Source organism: Planktotalea frisia (assembly GCF_001890925.1).
Taxonomy (GTDB): domain Bacteria; phylum Pseudomonadota; class Alphaproteobacteria; order Rhodobacterales; family Rhodobacteraceae; genus Planktotalea; species Planktotalea frisia.
Genome location: NZ_MLCB01000021.1, coordinates 1 through 16665 on the forward strand (window position 1 = coordinate 1; position 16665 = coordinate 16665).

A 16665-nucleotide genomic window follows, 5' to 3' on the forward strand; every position below is an offset into this window, starting at 1 on the left:
TCAGACAATTTCCGCGTCATAACCCATGAAAAAATTCGGGTTTTGGGGTAGCAGCGGTATACCGATTCAGTTTGCATGCACTTTCCGTGGAAACTTATCGCACGGAAAAATTTAGCCTTATCAACTCCTCGTGGAAAGTTCACTTGCTCCATCATACTATCAAGTTTTCGAGCGGCTTTAAGCGGCCGATTATCGCTTACAAAATGCATGCGGTTCACAGAAGTTCTAATTGAATCTTGAGTTTTTTCACAGCATATTTTAACTGCTATGCCAAACTCACTAAGAGTGTATGATCCTTTATGATGAAAAAGCCCAAATAGATCGTATAGGCGATCAATTTTATCTATCGCACTTGCCATCGCAGAGAACTTATCGGGTGCTCGAATCTCTCTAAGGAGAAAAAAATCTTCTTTCGAATTAAGTGTCACGAAGGAATGTCGGAGTTCATCTTCAGAGATATGCTCTGGAATTTTTTTGGAAAGTTCCATCTTAAACATTCGAAGCACTTCTTTGCGAACATTCCCTATACTCGTTTCAATCTTCACCAAGATATCATAGTTGTGGGAATGAGGAAAAAGTTTTCGAAAAAACTCTTCCAAAACCTCCTCTCCCTCCACCTTCGATTCCGAGAAGAACGTCTCAACTACCATTTCATTTAAGTGCTGTCCGCTGACTTTGAGATTTTGTAAGCTTGAAGAAATTTCTTTTGCAAGAAAATCTATCTCCGACTTCTTGCCAGACTTTATCGCAACCTTCAGCAGCTCTAATCCAGTTAGCGTATAGGTTCTCGAATCAAGCTCGCGCTCCAAGACGCGTAGCTTTCGGATTATCGCGCTTACTTGATTACGATCGTACTTGATATAACTTTCTAAATGTAGATTCAACATTTTTTTGACGATTGAGTTGGACTTCAAGCGTTCTTCTAGTTCATCAAGAATATGAAACGAACTATTCGGCGAAGTTTCCAATTTTTCGCATAAGACAAATGAATTTATTGCCTCTTGTACAAGGAAGGGAGCCGTGGTTGTTGGCGCCCTATAGCTGTCCAGAGTGTAACTGAATGTTAATTCATCCATCCTTTGAGCGAAAAAAAGCAAACCTTTACATTCGTTCAGGTTGGTCCAATTTTTTAGATTCCGGTACTTCATGCTAACCCAATCACTCGCCTAGAGTGTAGGCTTTCACCTTAGTGTTGAATTGACAATACCAGTACATCTATTTTCAAGAACAATTTCACATACTCGACATAGTGACTCAATCTGCCCCCACCGCACTCACCCCTCACCAATCCTTAACCAACTCCCCGCATTCTCCTCCTCGGTTAACCACTGAAATCAGGATCACAGACTCGTAGCAATGCGAGCGCCTTCGATCTTGCGCAAGACGACGGGGTGAACAGCCCCCAGAGCGAGCAAAGGGATTAAAAACCCCCGAGACCTTCCAACGATCCGCTTCATGGCGGCCGCCATTTTTAGAATTAAATCAAACACCAACGCGGCAGGGCAATCAGCCTCGCCGCCGTTTGGCGTGCCCTCGCGTCACTCCGCCCGAACCGCACCAACCCACAAATCCGCCTCATAATCCGCGCCGTAGGCCGCCAAGCCCACGCTGCGCACATCTTCAGGCGAGATCGTAGCGGGCAGCAATCCGGTCGAGCGTTCAAACGTGCTCAGCTCCAAACGCACCTCTGACCACGCCTGACCCGCCACAAAAGACGCTTTGTAATTGTGCCAAGGCAGGCGCGCTTGGCGGGTGCGCAAAAAGACCGTGTAGCGTTCACCATTGCCGCGCACCTTCAGAACCAAAGCCGACACATCCGCGCTCAAACCGTCCTCAAATTCACGCCGCACTTGGATGAAACCACCGTTGTTGTCCGTGCTCACCTGCCCCGTCAGGTTCAACCCCTGTGCCGTGATTTGAGCTTGCCCCGCTGACACGCCGCCCATCACGTTGTCCCCGATATAGCGCCAGCGCGCCTCGGCTCCGGCATCGAAACGTTCGTTCAATTGCACAGGTTCAGCGCTGCTCATGGTGGCCATCAAAGCGAATATACATGCGAGAATTCTCATCTTGTTTGCTCCTTCGTTACCGCTCTAATTGGCGCAAAAGGGCAGCAAGGCAAGGCGCTAAAGCGCTTCGCCCTTTTTCAGCAGTTCTTCCAGCAAGTCTCGGTAAATCCCGTTGCTATCCCCACCGCCGAAATGCTGCGCACCGCCCGTATAGGCCTGCCCGTAAGAGCGCGCGAGGTTCACAGTTTGGATCAGGCCCGACACCAGTTGTTCGCGCTCCAGCGGCGAGAGCGGATGGATAAACACCCCCCACACGCGCCCTTGCGCAACAGCGTAACGCGCATCCAAAGCGGTGTCGAAATTGGCCTGCATCATGCGTTGCAGTTCTTCGGGCTCCAGCCCGTCGGCACTGCGAATAGGCACCATCGCGCGCATACGGTCAGAGGGTTCATCGACGATCACCATGATCGGCACATCATCAATTGTGAGTTCCGTTGTAATCCCGCGCTGCACGGCTTCTGGGTCAATCGCCAACAGAATTGAGTTCATCCGCGCACCCGTCATCGCAGGTTCGCTGTCTTGTGCAAGCAAAGGGCTCGCCAACATCGTTAAACAGATCATCAAAATACGCATCGTTGAGCCTTTCGCTAGGGTTGGCTCAGCATAAACAGGGCGCGTGTGTTCTGTCGAACCACGGCTACGTGACTACGCCGTGTGCGCCTCGATCGCAGCGAGGGCTTTGGCGATCGCGTCTTCGATGCTCATTTCCGACGTATCAATCAGCACCGCATCATCAGCTGGTTTCAAAGGCGCTTCAACGCGCTCCATATCGCGCGCGTCACGTGCTTTCACATCAGCCAGAACCTGTTCCCGCGTGCTCGCATCGCCCTTGGCGGACAACTCCAAATAACGCCGCTCCGCGCGCACTTCGGCAGAGGCCGTGACGTAGAGCTTTACCTTCGCATCCGGGCAAATCACCGTTCCTATGTCGCGCCCATCCAGCACCGCTCCACCTGCACGCGCACCAAACGCACGTTGGAAATCCACCAATGCGGCACGCACCTCAGGGATTACGGCCACCTTGCTCGCCGCTTGCGCGACTTCGGGCGAGCGCAGATCCGTGTCGTCCATATCGGACGCGACAAGTTTCAAGGCCGCTTCGATTGGCTCAACCCCCAGCAACGTTTTTGCGCCAACCGCGCGATACAAAAGTCCCGTATCGAGATGCGCAAAGCCAAAATGTGCCGCAATCGCTTTGGATAGCGTGCCTTTACCAGCCGCAGCAGGCCCATCAATCGCAATGGTAAATCCCATTATCCGCGTTTCCTTGATGCTAAGAATGCAGAGATCAAACAAATCGCCGCTACCGAAAATTTCGCCAATGTGACCCAATGCACCGCACTGACCTCAGCCGTCAAGATTGCAGGGTCAAGATTGCCTTTGCTCGCCAGTCCCATACGCACTGCGAGCATCATGTTTTCGCTGAAATCCAGCGCCATAAAGAGCGCAGCAATCGCAACGCCCCAGAACCGCCAAAGCACAGCACTGCGCATCATATGCACCAGCATCACCCACAGACCAAAAACCAAAATGAAGAGGAAATCGACAATTAGGAACAACGTTTTATAAAGCTCATCAATACCAGCTTGGCGCAACTCTATTGCCAAAGACGCCAAGGCGCTATCTGGATATGCGCTCTGTTCCGCTTGCGGCAGGAATGTTACCTGAGGTGCGATCTTGAGCTGCAAAACTCCAGCCAAAATGATAAAAAGAGCGAGCGCGCTGAAACCCAGCACACGCACAAGTCTCAGTGGGTTGTTCACGCGTTGCGCCGTGTGATTTTCGCCCCAAGCTTTGCCATGAGCGGCTCGAAAATCGGGAAGGACGTCGCAACCGGACCCGCATCATCAACGCGCACAGGATCTATCGTACTCATTCCAAGCACAAGAAAAGACATCGCAATCCGGTGATCGAGATGGCTCGCACATTCTGCCCCGCCTTGCACATTGCCCATGCCGCGCCCTTGCACGATCCACCAATCAGGACCGTCCTCAACCTCAACGCCATTGGCGCGCAAACCTGTGGCCATCGCGTCAATCCGGTCACTCTCTTTCACGCGCAACTCTTTCACGCCGCGCATCACTGTCGGCCCACTCGCATTCGCAGCAACCACCGAAAGCACCGGGTATTCATCAATCATCGAAGCTGCACGCGCAGGCGGGACCTCGATACCCTTCATGTTTGGCGAATAGCGTGCACGCAGATCGGCCATCGGCTCACCGCCCTCAGTGCGCTCGTTCTCATATGTCAGATCCGCTCCCATATCGCGAAGCGTCTCAAACAACCCGGCGCGTGTTGGGTTCAAGCCGATGTTAGGCACCAAAACATCCGACCCTTCAGTGATCAGTGCGGCACAAACGGGAAACGCCGCGGAAGAAGGATCGCGCGGCACTGTAATGACTTGCGGTTTTAACTCAGGCTGTCCCGTTAGCGTAATCACATGACCTTCGTCGGTGTCCTCAACCGTCAGCTCAGCGCCGAACCCTTGCAACATCCGCTCTGTATGATCGCGCGTCGCTTCCTTCTCGATAACAACTGTCTGACCAGGCGCATTCAGGCCCGCCAAAAGAACCGCCGACTTCACCTGAGCCGATGGCACAGGCGTGACGTAGCGCACAGGGACGGGTTCTTTCGCGCCAACGATGGTCATCGGCAAACGCCCGCCCGTCCGACCAACCGCCTCAGCCCCAAATAGCGCCAAAGGATCCGTCACACGCGCCATTGGACGCCCATTCAAGCTCGCATCACCCGTAAAAGTCGCCACAATCGGCGTGCTTGCCATGGCGCCCATGATCAAGCGAACACCAGTACCAGAATTACCGCAATCAATCACATTTTCAGGCTCTGCAAAGCCGCCAACACCCACACCATGAACCGACCACTCACCGCCGCCATGATCCGTGACCTCAGCCCCAAACGCGCGCATCGCGCGCCCCGTGTCGAGCACGTCTTCGCCTTCAAGCAAGCCGGTTATCCGCGTCTCGCCCACCGCCATCGCGCCCAAAATGAGCGAGCGATGTGAAATGGATTTATCACCGGGAACATCAGCGCGCCCCTTCAATGGTCCACATTTGGAGGACGACATCGGGACAGGAACACCATGTGAGGACATGCTTGGGACTCTCTTCGAAAAGCTGTTTCAAGCCTGATAACGCAAGCCCGTTGCGCCGTCCATGAGCCGCCCCTTCATCTTTCTAAATAAACTTCCGCCGGAGGCTTGAGTGCGCAAGGCGTACTCAAATCAAACCTCTATTTACGGGTAAATGTTAGATAATGCGGGACACGACCTTCACGCAGCGCCTTTTGCTCGTAACGCGTGGACACCCAATCGCTCCATGGTTCTTTCCAGTCAGCGCTCGTCTCAGCGGTCCAAGTAAATCCAGCGCGCGGAACCTCTTCCAAAGTCTGACGCACATAGTCCTCAATATCCGTTGCCACACGCAACTCTGCGCCCGCGTGCATCACAACGGCCAATGCCTCTAAATGCTCAGGCGTCACGAACCGACGCCGATGATGACGTTTCTTCGGCCAAGGATCGGGATAGTTCAGAAAGACCTTCGACACTGAGCCCGCGGGCAAAACATCAAAAACATCGCGCGCGTCACCTGCGTGAACGCGTAGGTTTGACACTTTCGCTTCACGGATCTTGCCAAGCAACATCGCCACGCCGTTGATATAAGGCTCCGCACCGATCAATCCCACATCAGGATTTTGCACTGCTTGGTGGATCAAATGCTCTCCACCGCCAAACCCAATTTCAAGCCACAGGGGCCGATCTCCGAACAAGCCCTTGAGGTCAAGATTTTCACGCTCGGGGTTTTCTTCCCACCCCACCGCACCTGGTGAGAGGCTCTCAAGATCTTCTTTCAGATAGACTTGCTGAGACCCGCGCAGCGTATGCCCTTTAAAACGGCCATAAAAATTACGCCAAGGCGCGCCGGACGGGTGCTTAAGATCAGGTTTTTCATCGCTCATGGCGCGCCTGTTAGCCCGCGCGCGCGATCTTGTCGAGTAAATGCGCCAAACCTTTCGGATCCGCAAAGAAGGGCGAGTGCGATGTTTGCATCTCGTGGCGATCCTCAGTGGCAAAACGCGCTGCCATTTCCGTCTGAAATTCAGGTGGAATCGTGCGATCATCAGCGCAGCGAATATAGGACTTTGCGACGCTGTTGTAGTTCGCGCCCAACTCCAACTTGGTCGCCTGAGGCAAGATCGCTTGCGGTGTCAAATGCGCCTGCGCAAACGCTACAACTTCATCTGAACAATCATGATAAAACGTCTCGCGCGCCTTGCTCACAATCGGTGTCCAACTCAATCCATCCGCGCTCTTTTCTATCGCATCCAGCAAGGGCTGACGTTTCGCCAATTTGCGCATCTCAACCAAAGAATAGCCAGAGAACGGCGCGTAAGCACATAGGTTCACCAAGCGCGCAATTTTTTCCGGCGCCTTCTCTGCCGCTGCCGCGATCGGAAAACCCGCCATGGAATGCCCTACAAGCACAACAGGCGCGTCAATCGCCGCCAAAATCGCATCGCGATAAAGGTCGAGCGTCACATCTTTGATCGACGTTTGATCAACCCCATGTGAGGGCAAATCGATAGCACGGGCAGAGTGACCTAAGCGCGCAAGTTCTGGCAAAACGTCCCGCCAGCACCACGCCCCATGGCACGAGCCGTGGATCAATAGAAATTCAGCCATCCGTGCCGTGACCGATGCTATCTAGGAAACGCATCAAATGTTGCGCGTAAAGATCAGGTTGCTCCACGCAAGGCAGATGCCCCGCCTTACGGATCAACTCATACCCCGCACCCGGAATAAGCCCCATCAACTCACGCACCATATCAGGCGGGGTGGAACCATCCTCAGACCCTGCAATCCCCATCGCAGGCAAGCGCAAGCCAGAGGTTACTGTGATCATATCCGTCCCCGCAATCGCGGACATGCAGGCGTTGTAGCCTTCTGCTGATTGGCGCGTCAGCATATTGCGCCACATCTGCAACTCAGCCGTTTCATGGAAGGCTTTGGAAAACCACCGCTCCATCGTTGCATCCGCGACCGCTTCGATCCCGCCAGCCGTTACCGCATCAATGCGTTCATTCCACATGTCCGCGTTGCCGATCTTTGCGCCCGTGTTGGACAAAACGACCCCGCGGATCAGATCCAACCGCTTCACTGCCAAGCCTTGCGCGATCATTCCACCCATCGATAAACCGACAAACACCGCGTCTTTCAGCTCAAGGTGGTCCATCAAACGCTCTGTATCAGTGATCAGCGCGCCCATACCATAAGGGCCGTCGGGACTAGACGACAAACCATGCCCGCGCGTGTCATAGCGAATGTAACGCAAACCCTTTTTCGGCAACCGTTCCAATACAAAATCCCACAGCCGCAGGTCGGTTCCAAGCGAGTTGGAAAAGACCACAGGCGCACCATCAGGGTCACCATCCTCGCGCCAATGAAGCTGCGCGTCGCCTGCATCAAACCAGTTCATCGCTTGTCTCCTCACTCATCATTTAACGCCAAATGCACCATGATCTGACCGTGATCCGAGGCCAGCTTGTTATACGGTGCCTCTGCATGGCTTCCGTCGGTCAAATGGTCATTGAGAACGCTGAAATATTCCATCTCACCGAATTTTCCGCCCGCTTCGGGGACAAAATGGCGCGACAGATAAATCTGGTCAATGCTCTCAAACACGCCTCCAAAGGCCGATGTATAAACCATATCACGTAGCGATTTTTTCACGAAGAGTTTTTCGGCGGAGTGAAGCTGCACCGATCCAATTGCTTCTTGGATTTGCTCGTTTTCTTCGCGCGAATAGCGGTCATTGGAGGCTTTGGCGTTGTGCCGCAACATCCAAGAGTAGTTCTTGAACGCCTTCTCGCCCGCAATAATCTCACTGCTCACAGCGTGTTCGCTATCGTTAAAATCACCCATGACGATGACGGGATGACCTGCTTTGAGCTCCGCAACAATCTCACCGCGCAGCACCCAGGCTTCGGCCATTCTGCGCAACGCCGCGCGTGCTGACCCGAGTGCACGACCAACAGCATCATAATTCGCGAGGTCAAATTCAGGTGCAAATTCAGCAGCTTCAGGACGCACAAATTCACCAAGCTTGGATTTGAGGTGCGTGTTAAATACCGTCACCACATCGCCCCCCATCGGGACGCGCGCCTTAATAATAGGACGCGACAGTCGTGAAATTCGATAATGCCCCCCATCGCCGCCACCCATGTCCTGAAACGGTATATCAAGCGGTTCGGACAGATCTTGGATCACCTCTGGTGTGCCTTCAAAACCAAACCGCGACAGGATCGCGACACCCGGGCGGCGATGACCTGCCTCACCATCATTTACATTCGGTGCAAACGCGAGCGCGGCATCCTTGTACCCCGTGTAGCTGAGCTTGCGAAAAATGGCGCGTTTGCGATAGCGTTTGGAGCGATCCGGCACGGAGACTTCGTTGCTCTCTTCACCAATCTCGTCCGCTTCTTCGATCACATCGCGCAGCGCAGCTTCCTCGAAAATCTCTTGGAACCCAACGACATCGGCATCCATAGTCACGATTTGCTCTGCGAGCCAGTCAGATTTCCACGCGTATTCTTCTTCCGTATACTGCTGGAATTTATAGTATTCTTTGTCCGCCCCAATAAGGTTTTTGACATTAAAACTCGCTACGCGTGCGCGTTGCATATGCACTACTCCAAAGTTGCCAAAGCACGCTCGAACACGGGCTTGTCTACATTTCCACCGGATGCGGTGACGATCACAGTGTCGGCGCTAAGCTGATCGCCGTGAAACAGCGCAGACGCCAGCGCAACCGCGCCGCCCGGCTCAATCACAACGCGCAAACGCTCAAACGCCAGCGCCATTGCGCGCAGGCAATCATGCTCAGACACAACAATCCCGTCACCGCACAAGCGCTTCATAATCGGGAAGGTCAGATCGCCGGGTTGCGGCGTGATGATCGCATCGCAGATGGAACCTGTCATCGCATCATTGCGTTGGATTGCCCCTGCGCGAAGCGAACGCGCAACATCATCAAACCCTTCGGGTTCGGCGGGACGCACATTGAAACCCGGCTGATCGGCTTCCAATGCCATCGCGATGCCAGAGGTCAGACCACCGCCACCGCAACAGGTAATCACATCTGCATCCACGATACCTTCTTCAACCGCTTGTTCAGCAATCTCCAGTCCACACGTTCCCTGCCCTGCAATCACCAAAGGCTCGTCGAAAGGTTTCACCAAGGTCAGGCCCCGTTCTCGGGACAGCTTGTCCCCGATCACATCGCGGTCTTGCGACCCTCGATCATAAAGCACAACTTCCGCGCCCAGCGCTTTAGTGTTCTCGATCTTCACGCGTGGAGCATCCGCAGGCATGATGATCACCGAACTTGTGCCGTGCATCCGCGCTGCCAACGCGACCCCTTGCGCGTGATTGCCACTGGAAAACGCGATCACGCCTTTGGCCCGCTGTTCGGGGTTCATGGCTGACAACGCCGACCAGCCACCACGGAATTTAAAGCTACCAGTGTGCTGCAAACACTCTGCTTTCAGGAATACGCGCCGCCCTGCAATCTCATCCAAAAACGGCGAAGACAGCAATGGCGTGCGGCGCACATGGCCTTTGCCACGCACATAAGCGGCGCGGATCATCTCGATGTTCATTGCATGTCCCCAATCCATTTGCGCAAAGCTTCGACAGCTTCTGGTTCATCCAAGAACGGCACATGCGCGCGATCTTTCACCACAGCGCCATGCGCTTTCGGCAGGCGGATCATCATTTGATCATAGGTGTCTTGCGCCAATAAATCAGAATTCGCACCCCGAATAACTGCACAAGGCAAACCGTTAAGGGCATCAAACCACGGCCAAAGATCAGGCATTTCCGCTTGGCTCGCGACCTCCACTGCTTCGCGCAGTTTGGGATCATAGCTCAGCGCGAGGCCATCATCGGTTTGCACGAAAAACTTCGCAACCTCTTCATCCCAGCGGCTTTGCGGCACGTTCACGAACTTTTCTCGCATCACGTAAGCCAGCCCCGCCGATGCCTCTGCGAGTGTATTAGCTCTGGGCTTCACACCCAAATATACCATAATCGCTTCTAGCCCTTTGGGATCAAGCTCTGGGCCGATGTCATTCAACGCGACACCGATCAAACGCACTTTCACCGTCGCCGCTAAACCCATCGCGATAATTCCGCCGCGCGACGTGCCAAGGATCGCCGCCTTTTCCAATCCAAGATGATCAAGCAGCTCAACCGCGTCCTGCGCTTCGCGCATAATGTTATAGGACAGAAAATCATCCGCCCAACCCGACTTGCCACGTCCCCGATAATCAAGGCGAATAACGCGGCAGCCTTTCAGGTGCGGCATCACATAGTCAAAATCGCGGCTGTCGCGCGTCAGGCCAGACAGGCACAAAAGCGGCAGGCCTTCGCCCTCATCCGCGTAGTACAAAGACGGCCCATCAGAGGTTTCAAAACGCGGCATTAAACGCCCGCCAGCTTTGGAATGTCCGTCAAATCGCTGCGCACATGTTGTGGCTGCGCGAACAAGCGATCCATTGGTTCATCGCTGCGATTAACCCAAACGGTCTCGAACCCGAATCCAGAAGCAGCCGCAGCGTCCCATCCGTTTGAGGACACAAAGAGCACTTCATCCGCAGTGCAGCTAAAGCGATCCAGAACCATCTGATAGACTTTCGCGTTTGGCTTAAACACCCCAACGTCTTGCACTGACAAAACTTCATCCAGAAAGGTCTCAATCCCAGCAGAACTTACCGCGCCATCGAGCATATCAGGGGAGCCATTCGACAAGATTGCCGTTTGCAATCCCGCCGCTTTGAGCTGAGCAAGCATCATCGGCACGTCTTTATAAACCTGAAGCTCCCAATAGAGCGCCAAAAGACGTTCGCGCAGCTCTAGATCGCCATCAAGCCCCGTGCGTTCCAGCGCCCAATCAAGCCCGTTTTGTGTAACCGTCCAGAAATCTGTGTGATCGCCTGTGATCGCGCGCAACCATGTGTATTGCAGCTGTTTTTGACGCCAGAATTCCGCAACATCCATCCACTTGGCAGCGAGCGCGTCGCGCCCTTCTTCCCCCGCTGCGATACGCGCAGCAGCGCCAACATCAAACAATGTGCCATAGGCATCAAATACACAGACTTTAATAGACATAAACGTCCCCCAATTTGCGTCACCATGGCGCGCGCGTGGTTAGGGGGCAAGGGGCGAGGTTTCAGATTTTCAGCAAAACCGCGCCGTTGCGACCAGCGGTCATGACACGTTCATGCGCGCGGGCGGCGTCTTCTAACGCAAGGATCTCGTGTATCGCAGGTTTGAGCGCGCCTTCGATCAGAGCCGCATGCAGCTTTTCAATCGCAGCAGCGCGTGGGGCCGCTTCGAGAATGTAGACGAGTACAATGTCGATCGTGATTGCTTTGAACAAGAAAGGTCCAAACGGCAAAGTCGGGGCCATATCAAGCTGAGAGCCATAGGCCGCAATAACGCCGTTCGCGCGCACCACCCCTGCCAACAAGGCCGCGTTGACGCCGAATTCAACTTCCACGGCGCGATCAACACCTTTGCCATTGGTCAGGCTCAGGATTTGCTCGGCCAAATCAGCCGCGCGGTAGTCAATAACGTGATCAGCACCCGCCGCTTTGACCCGCTCGAATGCACTTGGCGAAGCCGTCGCGATCACCGTCGCGCCACCCCATTTCGCCAGTTGCACAGCATTGTGCCCCACAGCGCCAGCACCTCCGGAAACCAGCAAGACTTGCCCTGCAATATCGCCACCGCCAAACACAGAATGCGCAGCCGTCAGCCCCGGTATGCCGAGCGTTGCGCCCGCTTCATTACTGACACCATCAGGCAACAGAACCGCTTGCTCGGACGGCAAACACATCGCTTGTGCAGCCGTACCATGCGCACGTTGCCATTGTCCGTTCCAGATCCAGACCCGCTCACCAATGCGCGCAGGGTCAACGCCAGCACCAATCGCATCGATCACGCCAGCGCCGTCAGAATGGGGAATCACAAGATCAAACGCAGGTTTTAAAACGCCGGGCCGTGAGCCGGACCGCGCTTTGGCATCAGAAGGGTTTACACCGGAATAGGTAAGCTTGACCCGCACTTCGCCCGCACTCGGTTCAGGCAGTTCGATATTATGGAGCGCGAGAACATCGTGCGCTACGCCAAAGGCATCATAGCCAATCGCGCGCATTTAAGCGCCGGTCTTGCGTAAACGGATCACCACATCAACCTTGGCAATTTCCATCCCCTCAGGGGCATCAGGTAGCGCGGCAATGACCAGATCACTCGCATGTGCGTCGCTCAAACGTCCCTCATCTTCCCAATAGAAATGGGGATGATCATGGGTGTTGGTGTCAAAGTAGCTCTTGGAGCCGTCAACGGTGACTTCTTGCACCAGCCCCACATCGCAAAACGCGCGCAAGGTATTGTAAACGGTCGCGAGCGATACGCTCTCGCCTTGCTCTTTCGCAGACGCAAACAAGCTCTCAGCCGTCACATGACGGTTTTTGCCGTCACCCACCAAGAGGTCGGCCAATGCCAAACGCTGCCGGGTAGGGCGAAGTCCACCACCCGAAAGCCAATCTGCTGCACGGTTTTCTGGCTGGCTCAAAACATCTGTCATGGGTCGTCCTACTGTTGGATACCCTTCTTATATGCCATTTTGCGCGCCATTTTCAATCATCTCCTGCGCAGTTGTGCACTTTGGTTCACTTGCACGCGCTCGGGCGTGGATGATAGAGGTAGCAAAACATCCTTCATACTGGAGCCAACATGTCCGATTTCCCTAGCAGCTTTGACAAAGACGACCTTCTCAAATGCGCCCGTGGTGAGCTGTTTGGTGAAGGCAATGCCCAGCTTCCAGCCCCTCCCATGTTGATGATGGACCGCATCACCGATTGCTCTGGCGATGGTGGCGCGCATGGCAAAGGGCACATCATGGCCGAATTCGATATCACGCCTGATTTGTGGTTCTTTGACTGCCACTTCCCGGGCAATCCAATCATGCCCGGTTGTCTTGGCCTAGATGGTCTATGGCAGTTGACGGGCTTCAACCTCGGCTGGCGCGGCTGGCAAGGACGCGGCTATGCGCTTGGCGTTGGCGAAGTGAAGCTGAAGGGCATGGTGCGCCCAGATCGCAAAATGTTGACCTATAAGATTGACTTCACCAAGGCGATCCAAACACGGCGACTGACCATGGGCGTTGCTGATGGGATCGTCGAAGCGGATGGCGAAGTGATCTACGAGGTGACGGGGATGAAGGTTGCTTTGAGCGAGAGTTAAGTTTTTGGTTCAAATGTCATGTTTCAGTGACATTTGAACCAACCTATTCAGTCGACCTTTAGTACAATCTTCCCAATATGCGCTTTTTCGTTAAAGGCTTTTTGCGCTTCATCAATGTCACGCAGCGCAAACGTTTCGGCAACCAATGGTGCGATCTCTTTGCGCTCGATACGCTTGACTAGATTTCCAAAGACCTCTCGCTCAAGCACGGTGCAGCCGAAGAAACTAAGATCCTTGAGATAAAGGGTGCGCACATCCAACTCGACAGAATGTCCGCCGATGGCTCCAGAAACGGCATAGCGTCCTTTCGGACGAAGCACGTCAAGCAAAGTTGGCCATTTCTCACCGGCGACCAAATCAATGACAACATCAACGCTATTTGCACCAATCTCGGCGACGAAATCGTCGTTGCGATCCAGCGTTTTGATCGCCCCCAGATCGAGAAGAGCTTGCGCCTTTGATGCACTTGTCACTGCGATGACCTTCGCACCGCGCGCTTGCGCAAGTTGAATAGCCGCTGATCCTACGCCACCAGACGCGCCTGTGACCAAGACTGTTTCACCCTCACTTACGTTGGCGCGTGTCAACATGTTCTCAGCAGTTGAGTAAGAGCAAGGAAACGACGCTAATTCCAAGTCATTCAGGTCGGTTTCTACCTTATGTGCGTGGACAGCTGCGACACGGGTGAATTGTGCAAATCCGCCGTCACATTCAGACCCAAAATACCAAGGAATCTCCCGCGTGGTCCCGTTCACTTCCCAGAGGCAAGGTTCGATCAAAATTCGCTCGCCAATCCGCGACGCATCAATTGCGTCACCCACAGCTACAATCTCGCCGCAAACGTCGGCGCCTTGGATTCGTGGAAATGTGAGCGGAGTATCGGACCATCCGGCCTCATCCCCGTCAACGTCCACATCCGTCTTCGCATACCAGCCGATGCGCGTATTGATGTCTGTGTTGTTCACACCTGCGGCTTTCACCCGAACGATAACGTCATTTTTTCCAGGCGTTGGAACAGTCAAATCATCGCGCCATTCCAGCATTTCAGGACCACCATGGCCATTCATAACCATGCCGCTCATTTTTTCGGGGGTCGTCATCGCAGTCTCCTAGATCGGGAAGTCGCGACACTTCATGAAAGCGAGGCGCTCTGTCAATGCAAAAGCCAACACGCCAACAGCAAACGTCTACATCAATAGCCGCGCTTCTCGAACACGCACTTGCTGACGCGCAGTTCGTCCGTAAGCACCCAGATTCGCCCACACATTTGGAAACGCATCAAACACTTCTAGGCGGTTACGAGGCGAGAGCATTTCCATACATTCAGACCCCAAATACAAACTTTCTGCCCACATGCCGTTGGCAAGGACCAAACTGTGTTGATCAAGCAAGATATGATAGTAAGTCACCGCACGTTCAGAGCTGTGAAACGCATAATCTGCACCGATCAGACTCTTGGCAGGAGTTAAAATTTCATCCTCGCCAAAGTACATCGACGCTTTCCAATGATCGTTCAGAATGGTGTGGTTTTGTGACAACTTGGTATCGCGACGGGGCACGCCCTGACCAAACGCATGTGCTTTGATCGTGATAGGTTGATTGCTAATCGTCGCAAGCTCTAACCCACCCAACTGACGCGAACCAATCCAGCGGATTTTCTGCGCGCCTAAGTCTTTGGTGATGACCTCATCGCCGATACACAGCTTTTCAACTGCGCGCTCGCCCGTAGGTGTCATGATCTGCGTGCCAGAAGTGAAGCAAATGTAGCTCGCACCCGCGCTTGGTGTGGTTTGCAGCGTGTAGCTACCATCTTGCTGCCGCTCGAGTGAGCTGGATCCGTTGACCTGACCTGTATTGTCGAGCAGCGTCGCGGTTTCACCAGCGAAAGGATCGCCGGAATTTGTCGAAACCGTGTAGTTTGTATTGGACCAGTTATAGAGGCCATAGGTCTCGCCCGTGACCACATTATAAAGTCCAACCGCGTCGTTTGCGTGCAAACGGATGTTCGTGCCGTCCTCAGAAGATCCGAAAGTATAATGAAGCACGCCGTCATCATCATTTCCGTCTAAATCGACGTCTTCGGTGTAGAGCAGTCCACTTGTGACGGTGTAAATATCGCTGGAAGCGGGCGATGCTGTGGTCGAGCCATTGTGCGATAGATCATAAATCACCAAGCGCAGGTTGCCAGGATCAGGATAGTCGTCAGGAACCCTGACCTCCAAGTAGTCCAAAGGCCCACCGCCTAAGTACTTTATCTCTGATATGACCGGATCCGGCATTTAACCAACACAAATAACACTTACTTTGAGCTAAATGCAGGACGTTCCTGACGTCATTGGGGCAATAATGCGATTTAGTCAGGATTGTTTACGGAGTTTGAACAATCAATATCAGTCGTTGCGCCGAATCCGCGCGCCACTCTTATCCGCGAACGCCGCCAAGCGCGCGCGCGCATCAGGCTGCGTGTTCACCACACCAGCCACAACCGCCTCTGCATAAGCCGCATCCATCGCTGACATGTTTTGCATGTGGCTCACCGCTGAACAGATCGCAAAATTTGACAATGGCAGGTTCTCTGCTGCGCGACGAGCCAAACGCAAAGCCTCATCAAAGCTGGACCCTTCAACACGATACTGCGCAAGGCCAACCTCTTCAGCCTCCGCACCCGAATAGACACGCCCCATTAGCATCATGTCGATCATGCGCGCCTTGCCGACCAGATCGGTCACACGGATCGTCGCACCGCCGCCTGTGAACAACCCGCGCTGACCTTCTGGCAATGCGAAATAGGTCGTCTCATTCATCACCCGAACATGTGCAGCACTGGCCAATTCCAGACCACCGCCCACAACAGCGCCTTGCAAAGCGGCGATGATCGGCACGCCACCATATTCCATCTTGTTGAACGCTTCATGCCAACGCAGGCAAACATGCATGAAATCCGCGGGCGATCGGTCTTCATCGTGATGCTCGATCAAATCAAGCCCAGCGCAGAAATGATCCCCCGCACCGGCAAGAACAACTGCACGCACACCAGCACGTGGGGCCGCAGAAAAGAAAGTGACCAACTCTTCAATCGTGTTGATATCTAGAGCATTGCGTTTCGTCGGACGATTCAAAGTCACCACCCAAACGCCATCGTCATGCGCTTCTAAGGAGAGATTTGTAAAATCGGTAGGATTGATCTGGATCGACATGGGTGTGTCCTTTGAACGCGAAACCTTTGTGCATTTGCGTAAAGGCGCAAATTCGTTGCCACAAGAAGTGAGCGCA

General features: G+C 53.9%; 19 protein-coding genes. 1 reads left to right on the top strand and 18 read right to left on the bottom strand.

Going from position 1 to position 16665, the window contains the following annotated elements:
- From PFRI_RS01225 to irrA, 15 genes are all read right to left on the bottom strand, one after another.
- A partial coding sequence (locus tag PFRI_RS01225; RefSeq protein WP_139292064.1) for a hypothetical protein occupies window positions 1–1148 on the bottom strand: 1148 nt, incomplete at its 3' end.
- A gap of 390 nt (window positions 1149–1538) precedes the next feature.
- Window positions 1539–2069, bottom strand: coding sequence for a CIA30 family protein (locus PFRI_RS01230; protein ID WP_072628948.1), 531 nt, complete (start codon window positions 2067–2069; stop codon window positions 1539–1541).
- A 57-nt stretch (window positions 2070–2126) separates the two neighbouring features.
- Complete coding sequence (locus PFRI_RS01235; RefSeq protein ID WP_072628949.1) at window positions 2127–2642, bottom strand: polysaccharide deacetylase family protein; 516 nt, start codon at window positions 2640–2642, stop codon at window positions 2127–2129.
- Between the two features lie 72 nt (window positions 2643–2714).
- Window positions 2715–3323 carry a (d)CMP kinase gene (gene cmk, locus PFRI_RS01240; protein ID WP_072628950.1) on the bottom strand — a complete coding sequence of 203 codons (609 nt, stop codon included), beginning with the start codon at window positions 3321–3323 and terminating at the stop codon, window positions 2715–2717.
- Entirely contained in the window at window positions 3323–3832 is a 510-nt protein-coding gene (locus tag PFRI_RS01245) for a hypothetical protein (protein ID WP_072628951.1), read from the bottom strand. The genes cmk and PFRI_RS01245 overlap by 1 nt, the downstream gene beginning before the upstream one ends.
- On the bottom strand, window positions 3829–5181 hold the full coding sequence (gene aroA, locus PFRI_RS01250; protein ID WP_072628952.1) for a 3-phosphoshikimate 1-carboxyvinyltransferase: 1353 nt from the start codon (window positions 5179–5181) through the stop codon (window positions 3829–3831). Before aroA ends, PFRI_RS01245 begins: the two co-directional genes overlap by 4 nt.
- A 137-nt stretch (window positions 5182–5318) precedes the next feature.
- The gene (gene trmB / locus PFRI_RS01255) at window positions 5319–6044 is read right to left on the bottom strand and encodes a tRNA (guanosine(46)-N7)-methyltransferase TrmB (RefSeq protein WP_072628953.1); all 726 of its coding nucleotides are present in this window, start codon (window positions 6042–6044) and stop codon (window positions 5319–5321) included.
- A gap of 10 nt (window positions 6045–6054) precedes the next feature.
- The gene (locus tag PFRI_RS01260) at window positions 6055–6768 is read right to left on the bottom strand and encodes an alpha/beta fold hydrolase (protein WP_072628954.1); all 714 of its coding nucleotides are present in this window, start codon (window positions 6766–6768) and stop codon (window positions 6055–6057) included.
- Window positions 6761–7561, bottom strand: coding sequence for a 3-oxoadipate enol-lactonase (gene pcaD, locus PFRI_RS01265; RefSeq protein ID WP_072628955.1), 801 nt, complete (start codon window positions 7559–7561; stop codon window positions 6761–6763). Before pcaD ends, PFRI_RS01260 begins: the two co-directional genes overlap by 8 nt.
- A gap of 11 nt (window positions 7562–7572) precedes the next feature.
- Complete coding sequence (locus tag PFRI_RS01270) at window positions 7573–8766, bottom strand: endonuclease/exonuclease/phosphatase family protein (protein WP_072628956.1); 1194 nt, start codon at window positions 8764–8766, stop codon at window positions 7573–7575.
- Window positions 8767–8771: 5 nt separating this feature from the next.
- On the bottom strand, window positions 8772–9743 hold the full coding sequence (locus PFRI_RS01275; protein ID WP_072628957.1) for a threonine ammonia-lyase: 972 nt from the start codon (window positions 9741–9743) through the stop codon (window positions 8772–8774).
- A complete protein-coding gene (locus tag PFRI_RS01280) occupies window positions 9740–10567 on the bottom strand; it encodes an alpha/beta fold hydrolase (RefSeq protein WP_072628958.1) in 828 nt (275 codons plus the stop codon). The genes PFRI_RS01275 and PFRI_RS01280 overlap by 4 nt, the downstream gene beginning before the upstream one ends.
- Entirely contained in the window at window positions 10567–11253 is a 687-nt protein-coding gene (locus PFRI_RS01285; protein WP_072628959.1) for a haloacid dehalogenase type II, read from the bottom strand. Before PFRI_RS01285 ends, PFRI_RS01280 begins: the two co-directional genes overlap by 1 nt.
- Before the next feature lie 61 nt (window positions 11254–11314).
- A complete protein-coding gene (locus PFRI_RS01290) occupies window positions 11315–12301 on the bottom strand; it encodes an NADPH:quinone reductase (RefSeq protein ID WP_072628960.1) in 987 nt (328 codons plus the stop codon).
- Window positions 12302–12733 (bottom strand): iron response transcriptional regulator IrrA, encoded by a 432-nt coding sequence (gene irrA / locus PFRI_RS01295; RefSeq protein WP_072628961.1) that lies wholly within the window; start codon window positions 12731–12733, stop codon window positions 12302–12304.
- Between the two features lie 149 nt (window positions 12734–12882).
- Here irrA and fabA point away from each other — a divergent pair, with 149 nt between their 5' ends.
- Window positions 12883–13392 carry a bifunctional 3-hydroxydecanoyl-ACP dehydratase/trans-2-decenoyl-ACP isomerase gene (fabA, locus tag PFRI_RS01300; RefSeq protein ID WP_072628962.1) on the top strand — a complete coding sequence of 170 codons (510 nt, stop codon included), beginning with the start codon at window positions 12883–12885 and terminating at the stop codon, window positions 13390–13392.
- A 47-nt stretch (window positions 13393–13439) separates the two neighbouring features.
- On the opposite strand, the gene PFRI_RS01305 is transcribed toward fabA, so the two are convergent.
- The 3 genes from PFRI_RS01305 to PFRI_RS21575 all read right to left on the bottom strand — a co-directional run bounded on the left by PFRI_RS01305 (window position 13440) and on the right by PFRI_RS21575 (window position 16589).
- Window positions 13440–14492 (bottom strand): alcohol dehydrogenase family protein, encoded by a 1053-nt coding sequence (locus tag PFRI_RS01305; protein WP_072628963.1) that lies wholly within the window; start codon window positions 14490–14492, stop codon window positions 13440–13442.
- Window positions 14493–14579: 87 nt separating this feature from the next.
- Window positions 14580–15671, bottom strand: coding sequence for a Hint domain-containing protein (locus PFRI_RS01310; RefSeq protein WP_084649552.1), 1092 nt, complete (start codon window positions 15669–15671; stop codon window positions 14580–14582).
- Between the two features lie 111 nt (window positions 15672–15782).
- Window positions 15783–16589 carry a crotonase/enoyl-CoA hydratase family protein gene (locus PFRI_RS21575; RefSeq protein ID WP_072629007.1) on the bottom strand — a complete coding sequence of 269 codons (807 nt, stop codon included), beginning with the start codon at window positions 16587–16589 and terminating at the stop codon, window positions 15783–15785.
- Window positions 16590–16665 lie beyond the last annotated feature (76 nt).

Bases quoted from the DNA above. Each gene is read 5' to 3' on its own strand.
- irrA (WP_072628961.1), bottom strand. From the start codon at position 12,733: ATGACAGATGTTTTGAGCCAGCCAGAAAACCGTGCAGCAGATTGGCTT.
- trmB (WP_072628953.1), bottom strand. From the start codon at position 6,044: ATGAGCGATGAAAAACCTGATCTTAAGCACCCGTCCGGCGCGCCTTGG.
- PFRI_RS01270 (WP_072628956.1), bottom strand. From the start codon at position 8,766: ATGCAACGCGCACGCGTAGCGAGTTTTAATGTCAAAAACCTTATTGGG.
- PFRI_RS01305 (WP_072628963.1), bottom strand. From the start codon at position 14,492: ATGACGACCCCCGAAAAAATGAGCGGCATGGTTATGAATGGCCATGGT.
- PFRI_RS01275 (WP_072628957.1), bottom strand. From the start codon at position 9,743: ATGAACATCGAGATGATCCGCGCCGCTTATGTGCGTGGCAAAGGCCAT.
- PFRI_RS21575 (WP_072629007.1), bottom strand. From the start codon at position 16,589: ATGTCGATCCAGATCAATCCTACCGATTTTACAAATCTCTCCTTAGAA.
- PFRI_RS01280 (WP_072628958.1), bottom strand. From the start codon at position 10,567: ATGCCGCGTTTTGAAACCTCTGATGGGCCGTCTTTGTACTACGCGGAT.
- PFRI_RS01230 (WP_072628948.1), bottom strand. From the start codon at position 2,069: ATGAGAATTCTCGCATGTATATTCGCTTTGATGGCCACCATGAGCAGC.
- PFRI_RS01290 (WP_072628960.1), bottom strand. From the start codon at position 12,301: ATGCGCGCGATTGGCTATGATGCCTTTGGCGTAGCGCACGATGTTCTC.
- aroA (WP_072628952.1), bottom strand. From the start codon at position 5,181: ATGTCCTCACATGGTGTTCCTGTCCCGATGTCGTCCTCCAAATGTGGA.
- pcaD (WP_072628955.1), bottom strand. From the start codon at position 7,561: ATGAACTGGTTTGATGCAGGCGACGCGCAGCTTCATTGGCGCGAGGAT.
- cmk (WP_072628950.1), bottom strand. From the start codon at position 3,323: ATGGGATTTACCATTGCGATTGATGGGCCTGCTGCGGCTGGTAAAGGC.
- PFRI_RS01260 (WP_072628954.1), bottom strand. From the start codon at position 6,768: ATGGCTGAATTTCTATTGATCCACGGCTCGTGCCATGGGGCGTGGTGC.
- PFRI_RS01310 (WP_084649552.1), bottom strand. From the start codon at position 15,671: ATGCCGGATCCGGTCATATCAGAGATAAAGTACTTAGGCGGTGGGCCT.
- PFRI_RS01235 (WP_072628949.1), bottom strand. From the start codon at position 2,642: ATGCGTATTTTGATGATCTGTTTAACGATGTTGGCGAGCCCTTTGCTT.
- fabA (WP_072628962.1), top strand. From the start codon at position 12,883: ATGTCCGATTTCCCTAGCAGCTTTGACAAAGACGACCTTCTCAAATGC.
- PFRI_RS01285 (WP_072628959.1), bottom strand. From the start codon at position 11,253: ATGTCTATTAAAGTCTGTGTATTTGATGCCTATGGCACATTGTTTGAT.